At 58.9% G+C, this 13736-nt stretch carries 19 protein-coding genes and 1 pseudogene; 13 read left to right on the forward strand and 7 right to left on the reverse strand.

Annotation, left to right across the window (positions count from 1 at the left end; all coding sequences use genetic code 11):
* Window positions 1-4: 4 nt before the first annotated feature.
* Window positions 5-640: a TetR/AcrR family transcriptional regulator gene (locus ACHMW8_RS24305; protein WP_125157413.1), complete on the reverse strand. Its 636-nt coding sequence runs from the start codon at window positions 638-640 to the stop codon at window positions 5-7.
* Window positions 641-840: 200 nt separating this feature from the next.
* On the opposite strand from ACHMW8_RS24305, the pseudogene ACHMW8_RS24310 reads away from it, so the two are divergent.
* A pseudogene (locus ACHMW8_RS24310) lies at window positions 841-1861 on the forward strand (glycosyltransferase); the annotation flags it as partial.
* A gap of 205 nt (window positions 1862-2066) precedes the next feature.
* The gene (locus ACHMW8_RS24315; RefSeq protein WP_395444022.1) at window positions 2067-2306 is read left to right on the forward strand and encodes a hypothetical protein; all 240 of its coding nucleotides are present in this window, start codon (window positions 2067-2069) and stop codon (window positions 2304-2306) included.
* Here the strand turns inward: ACHMW8_RS24315 and ACHMW8_RS24320 are convergent.
* Window positions 2303-2566, reverse strand: a complete 264-nt coding sequence (locus tag ACHMW8_RS24320) for a hypothetical protein (RefSeq protein ID WP_395444023.1) — start codon at window positions 2564-2566, stop codon at window positions 2303-2305. The two genes, ACHMW8_RS24315 and ACHMW8_RS24320, sit on opposite strands and share 4 nt — an antisense overlap.
* Before the next feature lie 179 nt (window positions 2567-2745).
* On the opposite strand from ACHMW8_RS24320, the gene ACHMW8_RS24325 reads away from it, so the two are divergent.
* Complete coding sequence (locus tag ACHMW8_RS24325; protein WP_395444024.1) at window positions 2746-3150, forward strand: hypothetical protein; 405 nt, start codon at window positions 2746-2748, stop codon at window positions 3148-3150.
* A gap of 127 nt (window positions 3151-3277) precedes the next feature.
* On the opposite strand, the gene ACHMW8_RS24330 is transcribed toward ACHMW8_RS24325, so the two are convergent.
* The gene (locus ACHMW8_RS24330) at window positions 3278-3580 is read right to left on the reverse strand and encodes a hypothetical protein (RefSeq protein ID WP_395444025.1); all 303 of its coding nucleotides are present in this window, start codon (window positions 3578-3580) and stop codon (window positions 3278-3280) included.
* 56 nt (window positions 3581-3636) lie between these two features.
* Here ACHMW8_RS24330 and ACHMW8_RS24335 point away from each other — a divergent pair, with 56 nt between their 5' ends.
* Entirely contained in the window at window positions 3637-4215 is a 579-nt protein-coding gene (locus tag ACHMW8_RS24335) for a D-Ala-D-Ala carboxypeptidase family metallohydrolase (RefSeq protein WP_395444026.1), read from the forward strand.
* A 170-nt stretch (window positions 4216-4385) separates the two neighbouring features.
* Here the strand turns inward: ACHMW8_RS24335 and ACHMW8_RS24340 are convergent, their stop codons facing one another.
* Window positions 4386-4910, reverse strand: a complete 525-nt coding sequence (locus tag ACHMW8_RS24340; RefSeq protein ID WP_395444027.1) for a hypothetical protein — start codon at window positions 4908-4910, stop codon at window positions 4386-4388.
* Between the two features lie 716 nt (window positions 4911-5626).
* Between ACHMW8_RS24340 and ACHMW8_RS24345 the strand changes: the two genes are divergently transcribed.
* A complete protein-coding gene (locus ACHMW8_RS24345; RefSeq protein WP_395444028.1) occupies window positions 5627-5872 on the forward strand; it encodes a hypothetical protein in 246 nt (81 codons plus the stop codon).
* 206 nt (window positions 5873-6078) lie between these two features.
* Here ACHMW8_RS24345 and ACHMW8_RS24350 read toward each other — a convergent pair whose 3' ends face one another.
* From ACHMW8_RS24350 to ACHMW8_RS24360, 3 genes are all read right to left on the reverse strand, one after another.
* Entirely contained in the window at window positions 6079-6867 is a 789-nt protein-coding gene (locus tag ACHMW8_RS24350; RefSeq protein ID WP_395444029.1) for a hypothetical protein, read from the reverse strand.
* Between the two features lie 135 nt (window positions 6868-7002).
* A complete protein-coding gene (locus ACHMW8_RS24355) occupies window positions 7003-7914 on the reverse strand; it encodes a restriction endonuclease (RefSeq protein ID WP_395444030.1) in 912 nt (303 codons plus the stop codon).
* 5 nt (window positions 7915-7919) lie between these two features.
* The gene (locus tag ACHMW8_RS24360; RefSeq protein WP_395444031.1) at window positions 7920-8363 is read right to left on the reverse strand and encodes a surface-adhesin E family protein; all 444 of its coding nucleotides are present in this window, start codon (window positions 8361-8363) and stop codon (window positions 7920-7922) included.
* 709 nt (window positions 8364-9072) lie between these two features.
* Here ACHMW8_RS24360 and ACHMW8_RS24365 point away from each other — a divergent pair.
* From ACHMW8_RS24365 to ACHMW8_RS24400, 8 genes are all read left to right on the forward strand, one after another.
* Window positions 9073-9471, forward strand: coding sequence for a hypothetical protein (locus tag ACHMW8_RS24365; RefSeq protein ID WP_395444032.1), 399 nt, complete (start codon window positions 9073-9075; stop codon window positions 9469-9471).
* Between the two features lie 87 nt (window positions 9472-9558).
* Entirely contained in the window at window positions 9559-10140 is a 582-nt protein-coding gene (locus ACHMW8_RS24370) for a hypothetical protein (RefSeq protein WP_395444033.1), read from the forward strand.
* 400 nt (window positions 10141-10540) lie between these two features.
* Window positions 10541-10699: a hypothetical protein gene (locus ACHMW8_RS24375; RefSeq protein WP_395444034.1), complete on the forward strand. Its 159-nt coding sequence runs from the start codon at window positions 10541-10543 to the stop codon at window positions 10697-10699.
* A complete protein-coding gene (locus tag ACHMW8_RS24380) occupies window positions 10696-10866 on the forward strand; it encodes a hypothetical protein (RefSeq protein ID WP_395444035.1) in 171 nt (56 codons plus the stop codon). Before ACHMW8_RS24375 ends, ACHMW8_RS24380 begins: the two co-directional genes overlap by 4 nt.
* Before the next feature lie 60 nt (window positions 10867-10926).
* Complete coding sequence (locus ACHMW8_RS24385) at window positions 10927-11433, forward strand: hypothetical protein (protein ID WP_395444036.1); 507 nt, start codon at window positions 10927-10929, stop codon at window positions 11431-11433.
* Window positions 11433-11930, forward strand: a complete 498-nt coding sequence (locus ACHMW8_RS24390; protein ID WP_395444037.1) for a hypothetical protein — start codon at window positions 11433-11435, stop codon at window positions 11928-11930. Before ACHMW8_RS24385 ends, ACHMW8_RS24390 begins: the two co-directional genes overlap by 1 nt.
* 123 nt (window positions 11931-12053) lie before the next feature.
* Window positions 12054-12797: a hypothetical protein gene (locus ACHMW8_RS24395; protein WP_395444038.1), complete on the forward strand. Its 744-nt coding sequence runs from the start codon at window positions 12054-12056 to the stop codon at window positions 12795-12797.
* Between the two features lie 536 nt (window positions 12798-13333).
* On the forward strand, window positions 13334-13657 hold the full coding sequence (locus ACHMW8_RS24400; RefSeq protein ID WP_395444039.1) for an HNH endonuclease signature motif containing protein: 324 nt from the start codon (window positions 13334-13336) through the stop codon (window positions 13655-13657).
* The last annotated feature ends 79 nt before the right edge of the window (window positions 13658-13736 follow it).

Below are 13736 nucleotides of genomic sequence, written 5' to 3' on the forward strand. Positions count from 1 at the left end.
GAACTCAGTCCGTGACCAGGCCGTACAGCAGACCGTCCAGCATGATCTTCATCAGCTGATCAGCATCGGACCAGTTACGCGAAGGCTTGGTGATCAGCAGCGACACCAGGCCATGACAGCCGCTCCACAGCACTTCGGCGGCCTGCACCGCCGAGCCCGCGCGCAGGCGCCCCTGGGCGGCGATCTGATGCACCGGCTCGCTGAACTTCTCGAAGCAGCGGTCGCCCAGCGCCAGCACGTCGGTGATCTTGTCCTGAGAGACAAGATCACCGCTGCTGCAGAACACCAGCTGGTACGTATTGGGATTGTCGAGGGCGAACTTCATGTACGCCTCCATCATCACCCGCACGCGCGAGACCGGATCGATCGGTTGGGCCGCGATTTCCGTGTTGAGTTCCAGCAAACGCTCGATGGCGTCATTGCTGATCTCCAACAAAATCTGGTCCTTGTCGCGGAAGTGCATATAGAGCGCGGTGGACGACACCCCCACGGCGTCAGCGATCTTGCGGATCGTCGCGCCCGAATACCCTTCGGCGATGAAGATCGTCTCGGCCGCCGCCAGGATCTCGCCCCGACGCAAGTGCCCGTCGCCCTTGGGCTTTCGGGCGGACTTGTGAGGCTTCTTCAGAACGACCGTCACGGACTTGGCTTTCCCTGCGTTTCCTCCGACCGACACTAAACGGGAATCACCCAGTCGTCGCAAGAACGTGCGTGGAAGGAGAAACCGGCCTCGCGCGCGCGAAACAACATCCCAAAACGAGCATTTTTACCATTTGACACTTTAAGGTTGAGATTCGTTTATCTGCGCCGTTGGGGCGAACAGCGTATCCAGGGGCATCCATGGCGCGCGAAGACAGACGGCTTGAACCGGTGCTCGCGCCGGCATGCGGACCTGTGTCCGTTGAGTGGATCGAGCGAGTAGACGCCTCGATCGGGCGCGACGGCGCGCACCAGACACTGTCCCGGGGCCAGGCGGCCTGCATTGGCCTGGCCGGCCTGCTGACGGCGATCGGCGTGGCGCTGAGCCCGCATGCCGCATTGATAGTAGCGCACCATCTATTCTTCGCCGTCTTCCTGCTCGGCGCGTTGACCCGTCTGGCCGCGGCCTGCACGCCATTGCCGCCGACCGTCGCCCCGCCGCTGGCCGACGCGGACCTGCCGACCTACACGATCATCTGCCCACTCTATCGCGAGGCCGAGGTGGTCGTCGAACTGGTCCAGAGTCTTCAGGCGCTGGACTATCCGCGCGAGCGCCTGCAGGCCCTGATCGTGCTGGAGGCTGACGACGACCTGACCCTGGCCGCGGTCCGGTCCCTGTCGCTCCCCGCGTTCATCCAGGTGCTGGTCGTCCCGCGCGGAACGCCCCAGACCAAGCCGCGCGCCTGCAACCACGCCCTCGAACGGGCGCGCGGCGAGCTGGTGGTGATCTACGACGCCGAGGACATGCCCGACGCCGGCCAACTTCGGGAAGCCGCCGCCCGCTTCGCCGCGTCGGACATGAACCTGGCCTGCCTGCAGGCCCCCTTGAGGATCGAGGACCCCGGCTTTTCGCTGTTCCTGCCCTCGCAGTTCCGGTTGGAATACGCCGCCCATTTCGAGGTGCTGCTGCCGGCCCTGGTCCGATGGGGCCTGCCCTTTCCGCTGGGCGGCACCAGCAACCACTTCAGGACCGCCATCCTGCGCGACCAGGGCGGGTGGGACCCGTACAACGTGACCGAGGACGCCGACATCGGCTTTCGCCTGGCCGCCGCCGGCTACCGGCTCGGCGTGATCGACCGGCCCACCTGGGAGACGGCTCCGACCACCTGGGGGACAATGGCTCCCGCAGCGGGCGCGCTGGATCAAGGGACACATGCAGACCTGCAAGAGGTATTTTACGCAGCGGACGCAAGCCGCCCGAAATCACTTATCCACAACCCATCAACAGCCCACGCCGGTAATTTTCTATCAATATCAATAACTTCGTCGCGTTACATGTAGACACAACACGAGCCTCTTGACCGGGACGACAGAACGCCCCCTCATACTCCAAGTGGTTTCGCACCTAATTTTGGTGAGGAAACCCGATGACCCTTCCGAAAAAGATCAAACCGCCGGTCGAGGAAATCTCTGACCGCCTGACGTTCTCGGCATGGCCGCCGAAGGTCGATGGTATCGGCAAAGCCGCCGTGGACCGTGCGTTCATCATCGCCTTGGCCGTCGTCGTCCTGCTGGCGCTAATGGTCGTGGTCGGTGCGCTCAAGGCGCCCGCGTCTACGAACCCTTTTGCGGCTCTGGGGGCCTTCCTCTCGGATCGTGCTCGCTAGTGCAGGACCGGTTCAGGCGGCATCCGCTCGTCAACGAATTCCTCAATCCAGCGCCGCAGGACGGTCGAACGATCTTTGGGCCTGATGCCCTCCAGCATGTCGTTCATGCCCTCCACGGCCGCTCTAATGGCCGCACGAAGCTCGAACCACGCCCTAGCCGTCTCGGGGTCCGCACGGCCCTCATAGACCTCCTGAGCGATCTTGCTCAGCCGCTTGAATAGCGGGTCATTCATGAGCGCGGCGAACTCGTCCTTCGCCATCAATAGTAGCCCTTCACCGTCGCCACGGTGATCAGCGCCAGCAGGAAAGCGCTCAGGGCGATAGCGCCCCACCCCATCAGGGTCAGCGAGCTACCCACGCGCCTACGTTGGCGCCGTCCGTTTCCACCACTTTGAAGCATGGCCGTACCCTATCTGTGGACGGTCGCCAGAAGTCCAGCTTGAAACCAGAACAATCAGCGAACATTGGTGATGCTATGGCTGGCATGATCAAGCGATGGTCGTTCGACGTAGGGAGCATGTTGGCGCAACAGGTGCTCACTCAGGCGCGCGTGTTTCGACGCTGCGGCCGGTGCAACACATGGGAGCCGGTGAACCTCGCCAAGCTCGTCGAAGCCAAGAACCCGCTGTTCTCGCTGCACGGCCGTCATCCCCCGTGCGAGGTCTGCGGGACCAAACAGACCTTCCACATCAGCCATGCGCCAAACGCCGTGGTCCTGCCGATGAGCGACCCGCCCGAAGACCCGCAGGTTCAGCTTCTCCACAAGGCATGGAAGCGACACGAGGCGTTCCTTCGCTTCCCCTATGGCGACCGCGACCTGAACCCAGACAAGAAAAAGGGCTGAGCGATACCCCCGATTTTTCGGGTATTGCGCGCCCTGCCCGGCTGCGGGATCGTCGGGCGTCACCGGGCGCTTGAGAACGGTCGGTGATAGGCCCGTCGCGTGAGAACGGCGGGCCGCCCCTTGGGGCCTAGCTCAAGAAATCCTGTTCGGCTTCGTCCAACCCGACTTCCCAGCCCTGCGCATACGCGGCCGGGTCCTTAGCGACCCGCATGTTGATGTTCTTGGGCTTACCGTTGCGCAGGGCTTCAATCCTGTCTCGAAAGGTGTCGGCCGTGCGCAGGTACCGGATGTCTTGAAGCGCGAGATAGGCCCCGGCCTGCCCTTGATGCCACGACGCCCAATCCTCGCGCCGGTCGGCGTCCGAAAGGTTGCGCTCCGTTCGAGCCACCATGGCCGCGAACATCGCGTTCTGATCCCACTTCGCCGACATCTTGCCCCTCTACCTCACCGCCGGGATTGGTCCTCGGGGCTCTTCCTAAATAGGCGGTGCCGAACCTCTCACCAAACTTCACCCTCGCCGAACTGACGGTCACCAAGACCGGTCTCGCCAACAACCCGCCGGGTGCCGAATTCCTGAACCTCCGCAAGGCTGCGGCCATGATGGAAGAGGTTCGAGCCCTGCTAGGCCATCCCATCAGGGTCAACAGCGGCTACCGCTCCCCAGCCGTGAACAAGGCCGTGGGCGGATCGGCGACGAGCGACCACGTGAAGGGTTATGCGGTCGATTTCGTCTGTCCGGCCTTCGGCGATTGTCGCCAGATCGCAAAGGCCATCGCCGCGAGCAAGATCAAGTTCGACCAACTGATTTTCGAAGGAACGTGGGTCCATATCTCGTGCAACCCCCGTGGCCGACGCCAAGTCCTGACGATGCGCGGCGGCAAGTACCTTCCGGGGATCGTCTCGAAGAAGAAAGCCCCGGAGGTCCGGGGCTTTTTCATATCGGGCCTAACGTATCCACAGTCCGTTTTTCTGGACAACCATCTAACGCGGATAGCAATTCGTAGATTTCTCGTCCCTCTGGGGTCAGTTTCGCCGGGTCATCGAATAACAGACGATACAATCTAAAATGGATAGCCCGCAACCGTGCGTTCAATTCTTCGGACATCTGGAATCCAACGCCGTCATAAGCTCGAATTCCTCCCGCATTTTCTCGCTGAGACAGGCCGGGTCAAGCTTCCCGTCCCGGAACGCCTTGTACACAACGTCCATAACCCGGCGCTCAAATTCTTCGTCACTCATCGGGCGACCTCTTGGACAGCCTCTAGATAGCTGACAGGGATCGTCATGACGGCGACCTGACCCGTTTCGCTGCGGAACTGTACGGACAAGTTGCCGCCCTCGGCGTATTTGGCGATTTGCTCAGGCGTGATGTCGATGACGAAGCGCTCGTTGAAAATGCACGTGGACGTCATGCAGGTCGCCACGTCGCGACCGGTGATCTCCACGGGTGCCGGATCGCCGCCTTTGAACACGGCGTTCCTGTAGTAGCGCCAGCGATTGGCGTAGCGGATGCGCCCTTGAATGGTCAGGGCGGACATGTCGTCGGCGTTCCGCACCTTGGCGGCAAACGCCTCGCTGTCCTGTATCTTCTCGCCCTCGGCTTGGAAGATCGCCTTGGGCGACGTGTAAGCCGTCCGGGCCGCGAACTGGTCCGCGTTGACGGAGACCTTCACGCCGTTCGAGGCCGTGACCTTCGTCTCGGCCGCAACGGCTCCCGTGGCCAGCGCGGCGACAGCCGCAGCAATCATCAGGACTTTCATCGCGCTTTCCTCAACCTCTACTTTTACGGTGCCGAAACCGTCTGAGGTTGTGAAGAGGCCTTTCGCGCCGCCCACACGGCCTTCGCCCGCGCGGATCGAACCAAGCTTTCTCCACGGGCTCGATAAACATCCATGATCTCGACGAGCAACCGCTCAAGGGGGACATGAGGGTTCGCTTTCACGAGGGCATGGACTTGTTCGCGGATGGGATCGGTCATAGCGGAGCCTTCTGATAGAATAATCACGTAGTTTTGGAGGCCAGATGAAAGTTACGCATCATCCGGCCTCCGCTTGCGAGGAAACTGTTCCTGACGGTCGGGAGAAAAACAGGAACGACCAAAGCGATGTTGGAACTTTCCCCGGCAGTCAACACGATCACAAGCCGCTACGCTTGAGTAATGACCTCGCCGCATGAGGCGCATATTTTGCGGATCGTTACACGACACTACACGAATGAATTTATGCACCCTTGAGAACTTTTAGAGTCATGTCGTTGAGTAATGTCGAGTAACGGCCGCCCTGAGAAAAAAGCGTTCGGGCGACATTTTTCCGGTCGATCAGGGGTAGGTGTTACCCAAAGGCCACGGTTATCGTAGTTGAAAGCGAGTTTGGATGAGGGTGTCTGTGTAAGGGTCTTCAGATCGCAGGACGAAGGTGTTCCCCTTCCCCGACTTCCACTCGACCCAATTGGCTACAGACCTTTCGGCGAACTCGTCATGGGTCAACAGTTCACCGCGAATACCGGCTCCGACGACCCGAACGCCCTCGTCGGTGATGTTGGCGACATAGAAACGCATGAAATATTTAGGGAAAACAATTGGATAGATAACACCGGCGTTATCGGCGCGCGGTCGGATCGGGCGGCGGGGCTCGTCGCGGCTAGTTTTCTAGAAGGTCAGGGAACGAGCAAAGCGAGTTCTCTGGCCTTGGGCGAGCGAAGCGATGCCAATTCTCTAGTCTAGGAATTTGGCTTCCAAAACGAGCGCAGCGCAAAAACCATAGTATTTTCAGGGCGAGGAACGAGCCCTGTAGTCGCCCATAGGGCGAAACGCACGAAGTGCCGTCGTCTTGCGAGACCAATTCTCTAGTATACTATAGTTTAATTAGTATGATTTTCCCTAGTATACTAGAGAATTGGCAAACGCCCGTTTGAAGCCGCAGGCGCATTTCAGGACGCCGCGCCGTGGTCCGGGGTCGCCCACGAATGGGAGAAGCCGACGCGATCCGCCCGCGATTGCAGGATGACGTTTCCGCGATGCTCCGTCTCACCGTCAGGGGCGAAACGGGAGAAGGTCGGCAACAGGTAGTTCTCGTCACCAACGACAAGGACCATGGCCGTTCGTTCGCCTCGCAGGCCGCCGGGCAGATAGACGAACTGGCGTTCCTGATAAACGGTCCCCTCGACCTTCACATAGAGAAGGCCAATCAGGTCGTCCGGGTCAGCTTGTTCGCAGATCGCCCGCAGTTCGGCCACGTAGGCGGGCGATAGAGTGTGCCGGACTTTCTTGGGGTTCGCCCACGTGTCGAGACGGTTCAGGGTCTCAGCGGGGCCATACAGGGCTGCGAGAGCCTTCCGTTGATAGTCGCCGACCTTGTGGGTGCGGACGCGATCCGCCGGGGCCGTCCAGACCTCCAGCGAGGCGACGTAGCGGGCCTTCGTCGCTGGACGGCCCCGAGACAGCTTCTCGGGCTCGCCATTGTCGAACAGCGCGACTTGGATGGCCGTCATGGACTCGATACTCGGCAAGGGCGCGGCCTGAGCCACGTTCGCCGGGACGTCCTGAGTGAAGCTCTTGAAGAGGCCGATGAGGCCGGGGTTCGACGCCTTGAAAGAGTCCATCAGCGGACGGTCAGAGGCGATTAGTCTTAGGTGATGTTCGAATTCGTTTAGATCAAGCATGAAAAATGGCTCCAAAATGAAAAGCGGTGGAAGACACCTTTCATTTTGGAGCCGCATACACACGCACTGACTCGGCGTGATCTTTGAAACCCGTGAGAACTAAGCCTTCCACCGCGTCGTTCTGATTTCTATTTATCGCCCACCCGGACTTATAAACTCCATATATTTGATTTATTGACTTTGGGGGGCGGACTATGGGTCGGACGGTTTCATCAACTGCGGGATAGCGGCCGGGTCCGCGACCTCGGAAGGAACCCACTCAGCCTTTCCGTCACCGACAAAGAAGACGCCTAGCTGTCCGTCTTCCTGAGTGCGCAGAACGATCCGCGACTCCGATCCGAAGACATTGGCGTTGACGCTGGCCACCTCGAACCGGGCTCCATCACCCGAATATTCATGGGTCTCCCACTGGATTTGCGTTTCTTGCCATTCGTAGCTGGCGACGCACATTGCATCTGCGGCGGCGAACTTGGCGCCGGTGGCGTCGATCAGAGTGAACGGGCCTTCGATCAGGATGTGTTCGGTCTGCATCCCTTCAGGGAGCACGATGTAGCTCGGTAGAGCCGCCTCAATGGACACTTGGAACTGTTCGTAGGTGATGGCCTCACCGTCTTCGTCATAGGCCGTGAACGGCATGACCACCTTCGGCACATCGTCCGGGCGGATGTTAAAGCCGATGTTCAACGGCTCAAACTTCCGCCAACGCTTGCTGATGGTCGGCGTGGCCAGCCATTTGAAGCCCTCAGCTTCCTTCAAGGTCATCAGCGTGACGCGTTCGTCCTTGGCGACCTCTTGAGCCGTTTTCGTGAAGCCGCTGGACGACACCATGACCTTCGTCGTGAAGCCGTGGCGTTCGCATTTTTTGGAAAACGCTTCGATTGCCGGGGTGTCGATTGGCCGCCCCTTGTCCTTGCATTCGATGGCCGTGGTCATCGTGTGCGGCCCGACCTTGGACGTAATCACAATATCGAAGTCCCGGACGCGACCGGTCGTTTTGTCCGGGACCAGCTTCCCGACTTCGACCGTGACGCCGGGTTGGCCACCGAACGTCTTCGTGATGACCCCGACGAAATTCTGAAACGGGATGCCCTGACGTTTATCCATGGTCCCTACTTCGTTCCAGCGGCGTGCTCAGACGCTACCTTCGCGTCACGATCCTCTTGAACCCGATAAAGCTCGCCGCCCAACCATTCGTAATAGCGATCCCTCGCCGCGTTCAGCGTGCCAGTGAAAGCGGAACCCTCGCCATTTGCGTCGAGGCGATCCCGGTTGAAGCAAACTAGCTCCCGGTCGTGGAAGCCGTAGCTATCGGGAACGACGTTGTTCCAGTCGGAGACAAAGTCACTCTGGTCGATGATTTCGCCGGTGAACGTCCGATATGACCACCCGCGAGTACGATAGCGCGCCGCCTTGCAGTCGTATTCATAGAGGGTGATGTCTTCCCGAATGTAGCGACCGTCTCCCTTCGGGAAAGGCGTCCCACGGAATTCAATTTGCGTGACGGTCGGCATCCCGTCCTTCCAACGGATGCTGTCGCGGTCAATGAGGGTCATTCGCCCGAGGTCCATCCGAGAGACATACAGGGCCTCAGCCGACGCCGACGTTGCAACCAGAGCCGTCGCCAACGTGACGGCCAACATCCTCAGCTTCATTCGTTCCGCCCCTTAGTCCTGACCTTCTCATAAGGGTCAGCTTCAATACCGACAACGACGCTTCAACCACCTTCAAGCTGACCTTCGTTACCAACTACGATGGCTCTTTGACCAACTAGGCGATTAAGCCTGCGTCCACCTACGACAGTGAACCTTTGAACCTTCGTTGGACAGACGATTAAGTTAGTAGTGGCTTCTATGATTGAGCTTATGTAAGTCCTACTGACGTGACTGACGGCTTCGTCATAGCTTCTGTCATGATTGCTGACACACAACGCCAAGAATGACGACATCGTCAAACTCGTGATTCAACCCCGTTTTCCGTGTCAAAACTTTTGACAGCGATGTGCGCCATGCACATTCCTACGTCTATACACAGAAAAGCCGTTTACAAGCGCCTCGCGTCGCGCCATAAGCGGTCTGTGGCCAGCCCGCGCCGACATCGCCTCTCATCAGGGCGGAAGTAGGAGAAAGGGCCACCTGTACAGCGAATAGCTCAGGGGCTCGGCCGGGCCTCTGGGCTATTCTTATTTGGGCCGTTTCTTGCCTGTTACGGCCAAGCCTGCGACCGTCAGCCATGACTCCGACGCAGACTATCGCCCTCGCCTTTTTGCCGCTGATCGGCGCCGTCATCGGCGCGGCGCTGCAATACGCCTTTGGCCGCAGCTTGGAGACGCGGAAGCAACTCGTCGTCCAGCGCGCTCAGGCCTACGCCGATTTCTTCCGAGGATTCGCCGCCCTAGCTCAGAGCCGTTCGAGCGAAAGCCTCGCGCTCGTGGCCGACGCAAAAACCCGCATCTGCATATATGGGTCAGAAAAGGTCGTGCTGGCGCTCGCCGCGTTCGAGCGAGCCGGGGCCACGACCCTGACACCTGAGGGCGAAGCCACCATCATCGACCTGATGCGCGCCATGCGCAGGGACGTCGCCCAAAGCAAGGCTCAGGTCCCGGCGGACGACCTGTCCCGCGTCCTGCTGGGTCCCGGCCCCGGCAAGCGAGCGGCGAAATGATCCCGACCCGACCTATTCCCCGTCTTCATCTGGGAACGCCTCTCGTGGTTCGGCGAATGGATCGACGGCACGACCGGCGACAAGGCTGTGCCCGGCCACGCCACGACTGCCGGGGCGATCACCTTCACCATTCTTGGCGCCGTTGCCACGGCCATCTTCTTGAACCGCAAGAAGCTCGCGCCGGTCAGCGCATGGGCCAAGCGTCATCCGTGGCGGACCGGAGCCCTAGGGCTTATCGCCCTACCCTTCGGCCTCTACGCCGTGACCATCATCCTGATGAGCCTGACCAAGTACCTGACGTTCGCGTCAGCGTTGGCGACGACTGTCGGCGTGCTGGTCGCGCTGGACAACAATCGCCGCAGCCATGAGCGCGAAGAAAGGCGACTAGCCCGCCAAGAGATGGCCGCCCGAACGGCTTTCGCCCACGCTCTCGCGGCGATCCAAACCTATGCGCAAGAAGTCATTTCGGCAGTGTCCGTCATCCGCAGGACCGACCCGGAAGGAACGAACGACAGTCATGGACGAGACTGTTTGGCCGCAAATCCCCGCCACGGCCTCAGCCGCGATCAAAGAAATGATCGCATCCACAGAGAACAAGATGGTCGCCGAGAGGTGCGCCCATGTTCAGAAGTGGCTTCAGCAGATTTCAACCGCCACCCTCTCGCCTGAGAACGCCCTATTTCTCGAAGCATCACTTCAATTATTGCTCCGCAGCCTCATCCTCTACGTCGCCGCCACATCTCTACTGCCCTTCGCTCGTAATCAGCGCGACGATATCGAACCTCTGGAATGGGACGATCTCGATTTTTGGATGATCGGCTTTGACATGGAAACCGTCGAAGGCTTCAGAAAGTACCTTGAGACCGCTAGAGAATACCACGAGACAGTCTATGACTATAATCATCGACTGAAGAACGAAGATAAATGGTAAAGTGCGTATATTAATATTGATCCAGACCGCTAAATATTATTATAGCGGCATTCAGGATCAATTATGATGAAAATACTAGACACAAATAAACTCAAGACCATCGCAGGACACTTCCGCGACACGGTCATTTTCGCAGCTTTGGCTACGGTCGCCCTCGGCGTCGCGGAAGCCTCGTTCTTCCAAACCGTCCACGTCGCCAACTTCGTGTTCGGCGCCGTCGCCACGCTGGCCTTCGCCGGGCTCACCGCCTTGGCCGCCGCGAACGTCGCCCTGATCGTCTGGGAGGTCGGAGAATGAGCCCGCCCGACCTGACCGCCGTGAAGGCGATGCTTTTCGACGCCGTTCACGGCTTTCGCGATGATCCAACCGGCATGGCGGAATTCGTCGTTGAATGGTTCGCCGCCAATCAGCCGAACATGGGCGAGAAGATGCTGAACATGATCCGCACGGATCAAAACAACTAACCCTCTGGACCAACAACAAAAGGACACATGGACACTAAGACCACCGACGAAAAGCTGAGCGTGATCGTTCAGCAGATCAACACAGAGACTATCGCCCGCAACAATGCGTTCGCGACGATTTCCCAACGCCTTAACGCTCTGGAAAAGCTCGTTGCCGAACAGGGCGATGACCTGACCAAGAAGCTGAACATCTCCGTTAGCGTTTGCTCGACGGAAGTCGCCGCCATCAAGCGCGACGTTGAAGCCCTCAAGGAAGCCCAGAGCGTCGCCGCGCTGGCGCTGGAGGTCTCGAACATCCGCAGCGTCCTCACGCAGCTTCTAGAGGCCTTGGCCGATGACGAAGCCGCCGGTGACGATGGCAGCGAGCACACCCTCGAACAGGTAAAGGCCGCCTATCTGGCCATCGTCGAGAACGACGCCGATGAACTGACCGTGGCGCACATCGAGACGGCGAACGGCCTCTCGTTCGACGGCGAGACCTACACGCTCATGAACACCGCCCAAGATCGCAAGTGGTGGATCAGCGCGGCCGTCGTTGCCGAAGTTCTGGCTGGGGAGGACGCATAATGACCGTCCAGATCACCCCCGACCTGATCGCCAAGGTATTCGGCGAACTACCCGGCTCGACGCGCCAAGAGAAGGCTGCGGCCATCACGTCGCTGGTGCGCGGCCTTCGGACCGAATGTGAAGCGTTCCACCCGCGTCCGCGTAACACCAACACACTCGCGTCGATCCGTGACCAGCTAGTCGGCGCCAAGCTGTCGGAACTGGCGAATAAGAACGTGGACGTCGGCGGCCTGTCGTTGCCGGTGACGGCCTTGGGCGCCGCGTTCCTGTCGCCCGGCCACGTGCTCCACGACACGGCCAAGCGCCTGTTCGCCGAGGTCAACCTGACGGTCGTCGTCGAGAAGTCCCGCCGTGGGCGCGACGCTCGACGGATCGTCGCCGCGATGCCTCCCGAGGCTCAGGCCCTCAAGTGGGTCGATCCGAACCCGCTAGAAAACCCTATCGTCGCCCGCATCCTCCGCATCGCCGGTCAGGGCTGGAAGGATGGTGAGAAATGAGCCGCCTATTCTGGAAAGCCGTCATCCGCACCGCATACGCGATGCTTCGGGCTGCTGGGGCTCGATAGCGAGCGCAAATTGGTGGCCACTTTCCACCGGCACGAACACGGCTAAGGTGAGTGCATGGCACTCACCGAAACCAAAAAGGAGAAAGAGGCTACCGACCTCCTCCTAGACTCCATAACCACTTGGATCGACAAAATATTCACGCCAGAGTTTCACGAATTCAAGCGCAAGCAGCTAGTTTCAACGCTTGCTTTTGATGAACCATGGCATGACCCAACCGAAGTTGAAGAATTCGTTCTCGATGCAGAGACTGAACGACAGCACGAACTCGTAATTGCGTGGTTCAACCTTAGTCAGACACTCACCGCACTCTCTCAGAGCCAATTCTACCTGCGCCGTTTTCCGTTCGGCGGGTTGCCGGTAACGCGCGTCGAACATGCTCGCAATGTATTGGAGATGTATTTCGGCTCCGTCTACATGATGAAAGAACGCCTGAAGCGCTTTCTGACCCTACATAAAAAGATGTATCCGAACACGGGGATGAACGTTGGACACATCATTAAACAGTTCGAAAAAACTTTTGATAGCGAATTGCGGGCACGAAACAGCATTCATCACCACCAGCCGTTTGATGACATTGCACTTCACCGCCTGACGATATCCGGTTTGCTCGCCACTCATAATCACGAGATGTCGGCAAGATGGAAAAATGGTCACGAGATTTACTATCGTCGATTTTGTAAGGAATGGATCGAACGGATAGATCGACGCAGCAAAATCGTTGCGGCATTTCTGAACATCATTTCCGAAGTCGTTATAGTCGAGGCCACTTTCCTTAAAATAGACACTGCAATCCAATAAATATGCTTCGTGGATCAACGAAGTAGCGAAGCGCAAGAATATCGTAAGTGGTATCATTGGGCGGCTTGGAAAGGGCCGAAAGGTCGCCGTTCCGCCCAGCTACAGGCCGAACCTCTCTGCCGTTTCTGTGACGCCGCAGGCCGGATTACCGAGGCCAATGTTGCCGACCACGTGACGCCGCATCGCGGTGACTACGAACTATTCTGGTCCGGCGGACTCCAATCCCTATGCAAACCTTGCCACGACACGGCCAAGCAACAGGTCGAGAACCGTGGCTACCACGACATGTGTGACGCTGCGGGCTTTCCGTTAGACCCTAGCCATCCAGCAAATAAACGCCGCAGTTAAGTAGTCGCATTGCAAGTGTAAATACTTGCATGATTACATTTAGCACAGACCTGACGAAAGATCAGGTAGCGGAGCGATATAGATACGATCCCGACACCGGACACGTCTATTCATTACACTTCAATAGACCCATTGGCGTTGATAGAGGTAGCGGATACCTCAGCATTACCATCAACAAGAAGCCATACATGGCTCATAGACTCGCATGGCTGCTGACCCACGGCGAGTGGCCAGAGCACGAGATTGACCACATCAACGGCGACCGATCCGACAACCGGCTAGTCAACCTTCGCCCAGCTACTCGCCAACAAAACATGATCAACAGACGCATGCACAAGAGCAATAAGCTCGGCGTCAAAGGTGTAACTCAAGTCAAGGACCGCTACCGCGCCCAACTTTGGTTCAACGGCGAGTTCGTCCTCAACCGAACATTCGCGACCATTGAGGAAGCCTCAGCGGCATATCAGGCCAAAGCTCAGGAAGTGTTTGGCGAATGGAACCGCGCAGCCTGATCTAGGCTAAATAGGTATGTCGGGTCCGCGCATGACCTGACCGGCCCGGCGAGTTCTTCCCCTTCTCTGCCGGGCCGCG

It is taken from the genome of Caulobacter sp. UC70_42 (genome assembly GCF_044056025.1).
Lineage (GTDB): Bacteria > Pseudomonadota > Alphaproteobacteria > Caulobacterales > Caulobacteraceae > Caulobacter.

What these genes read in the sequence shown, in the direction of transcription:
- ACHMW8_RS24315 (WP_395444022.1), top strand. Translation starts at nt 2,067, where the DNA reads ATGACCCTTCCGAAAAAGATCAAACCGCCGGTCGAGGAAATCTCTGAC.
- ACHMW8_RS24320 (WP_395444023.1), bottom strand. Translation starts at nt 2,566, where the DNA reads ATGGCGAAGGACGAGTTCGCCGCGCTCATGAATGACCCGCTATTCAAG.
- ACHMW8_RS24330 (WP_395444025.1), bottom strand. Translation starts at nt 3,580, where the DNA reads ATGTCGGCGAAGTGGGATCAGAACGCGATGTTCGCGGCCATGGTGGCT.
- ACHMW8_RS24340 (WP_395444027.1), bottom strand. Translation starts at nt 4,910, where the DNA reads ATGAAAGTCCTGATGATTGCTGCGGCTGTCGCCGCGCTGGCCACGGGA.
- ACHMW8_RS24345 (WP_395444028.1), top strand. Translation starts at nt 5,627, where the DNA reads ATGGGTCAACAGTTCACCGCGAATACCGGCTCCGACGACCCGAACGCC.
- ACHMW8_RS24350 (WP_395444029.1), bottom strand. Translation starts at nt 6,867, where the DNA reads ATGCGGCTCCAAAATGAAAGGTGTCTTCCACCGCTTTTCATTTTGGAG.
- ACHMW8_RS24355 (WP_395444030.1), bottom strand. Translation starts at nt 7,914, where the DNA reads ATGGATAAACGTCAGGGCATCCCGTTTCAGAATTTCGTCGGGGTCATC.
- ACHMW8_RS24360 (WP_395444031.1), bottom strand. Translation starts at nt 8,363, where the DNA reads ATGACCCTCATTGACCGCGACAGCATCCGTTGGAAGGACGGGATGCCG.
- ACHMW8_RS24380 (WP_395444035.1), top strand. Translation starts at nt 10,696, where the DNA reads ATGAGCCCGCCCGACCTGACCGCCGTGAAGGCGATGCTTTTCGACGCC.
- ACHMW8_RS24390 (WP_395444037.1), top strand. Translation starts at nt 11,433, where the DNA reads ATGACCGTCCAGATCACCCCCGACCTGATCGCCAAGGTATTCGGCGAA.
- ACHMW8_RS24395 (WP_395444038.1), top strand. Translation starts at nt 12,054, where the DNA reads ATGGCACTCACCGAAACCAAAAAGGAGAAAGAGGCTACCGACCTCCTC.
- ACHMW8_RS24400 (WP_395444039.1), top strand. Translation starts at nt 13,334, where the DNA reads ATGGCTCATAGACTCGCATGGCTGCTGACCCACGGCGAGTGGCCAGAG.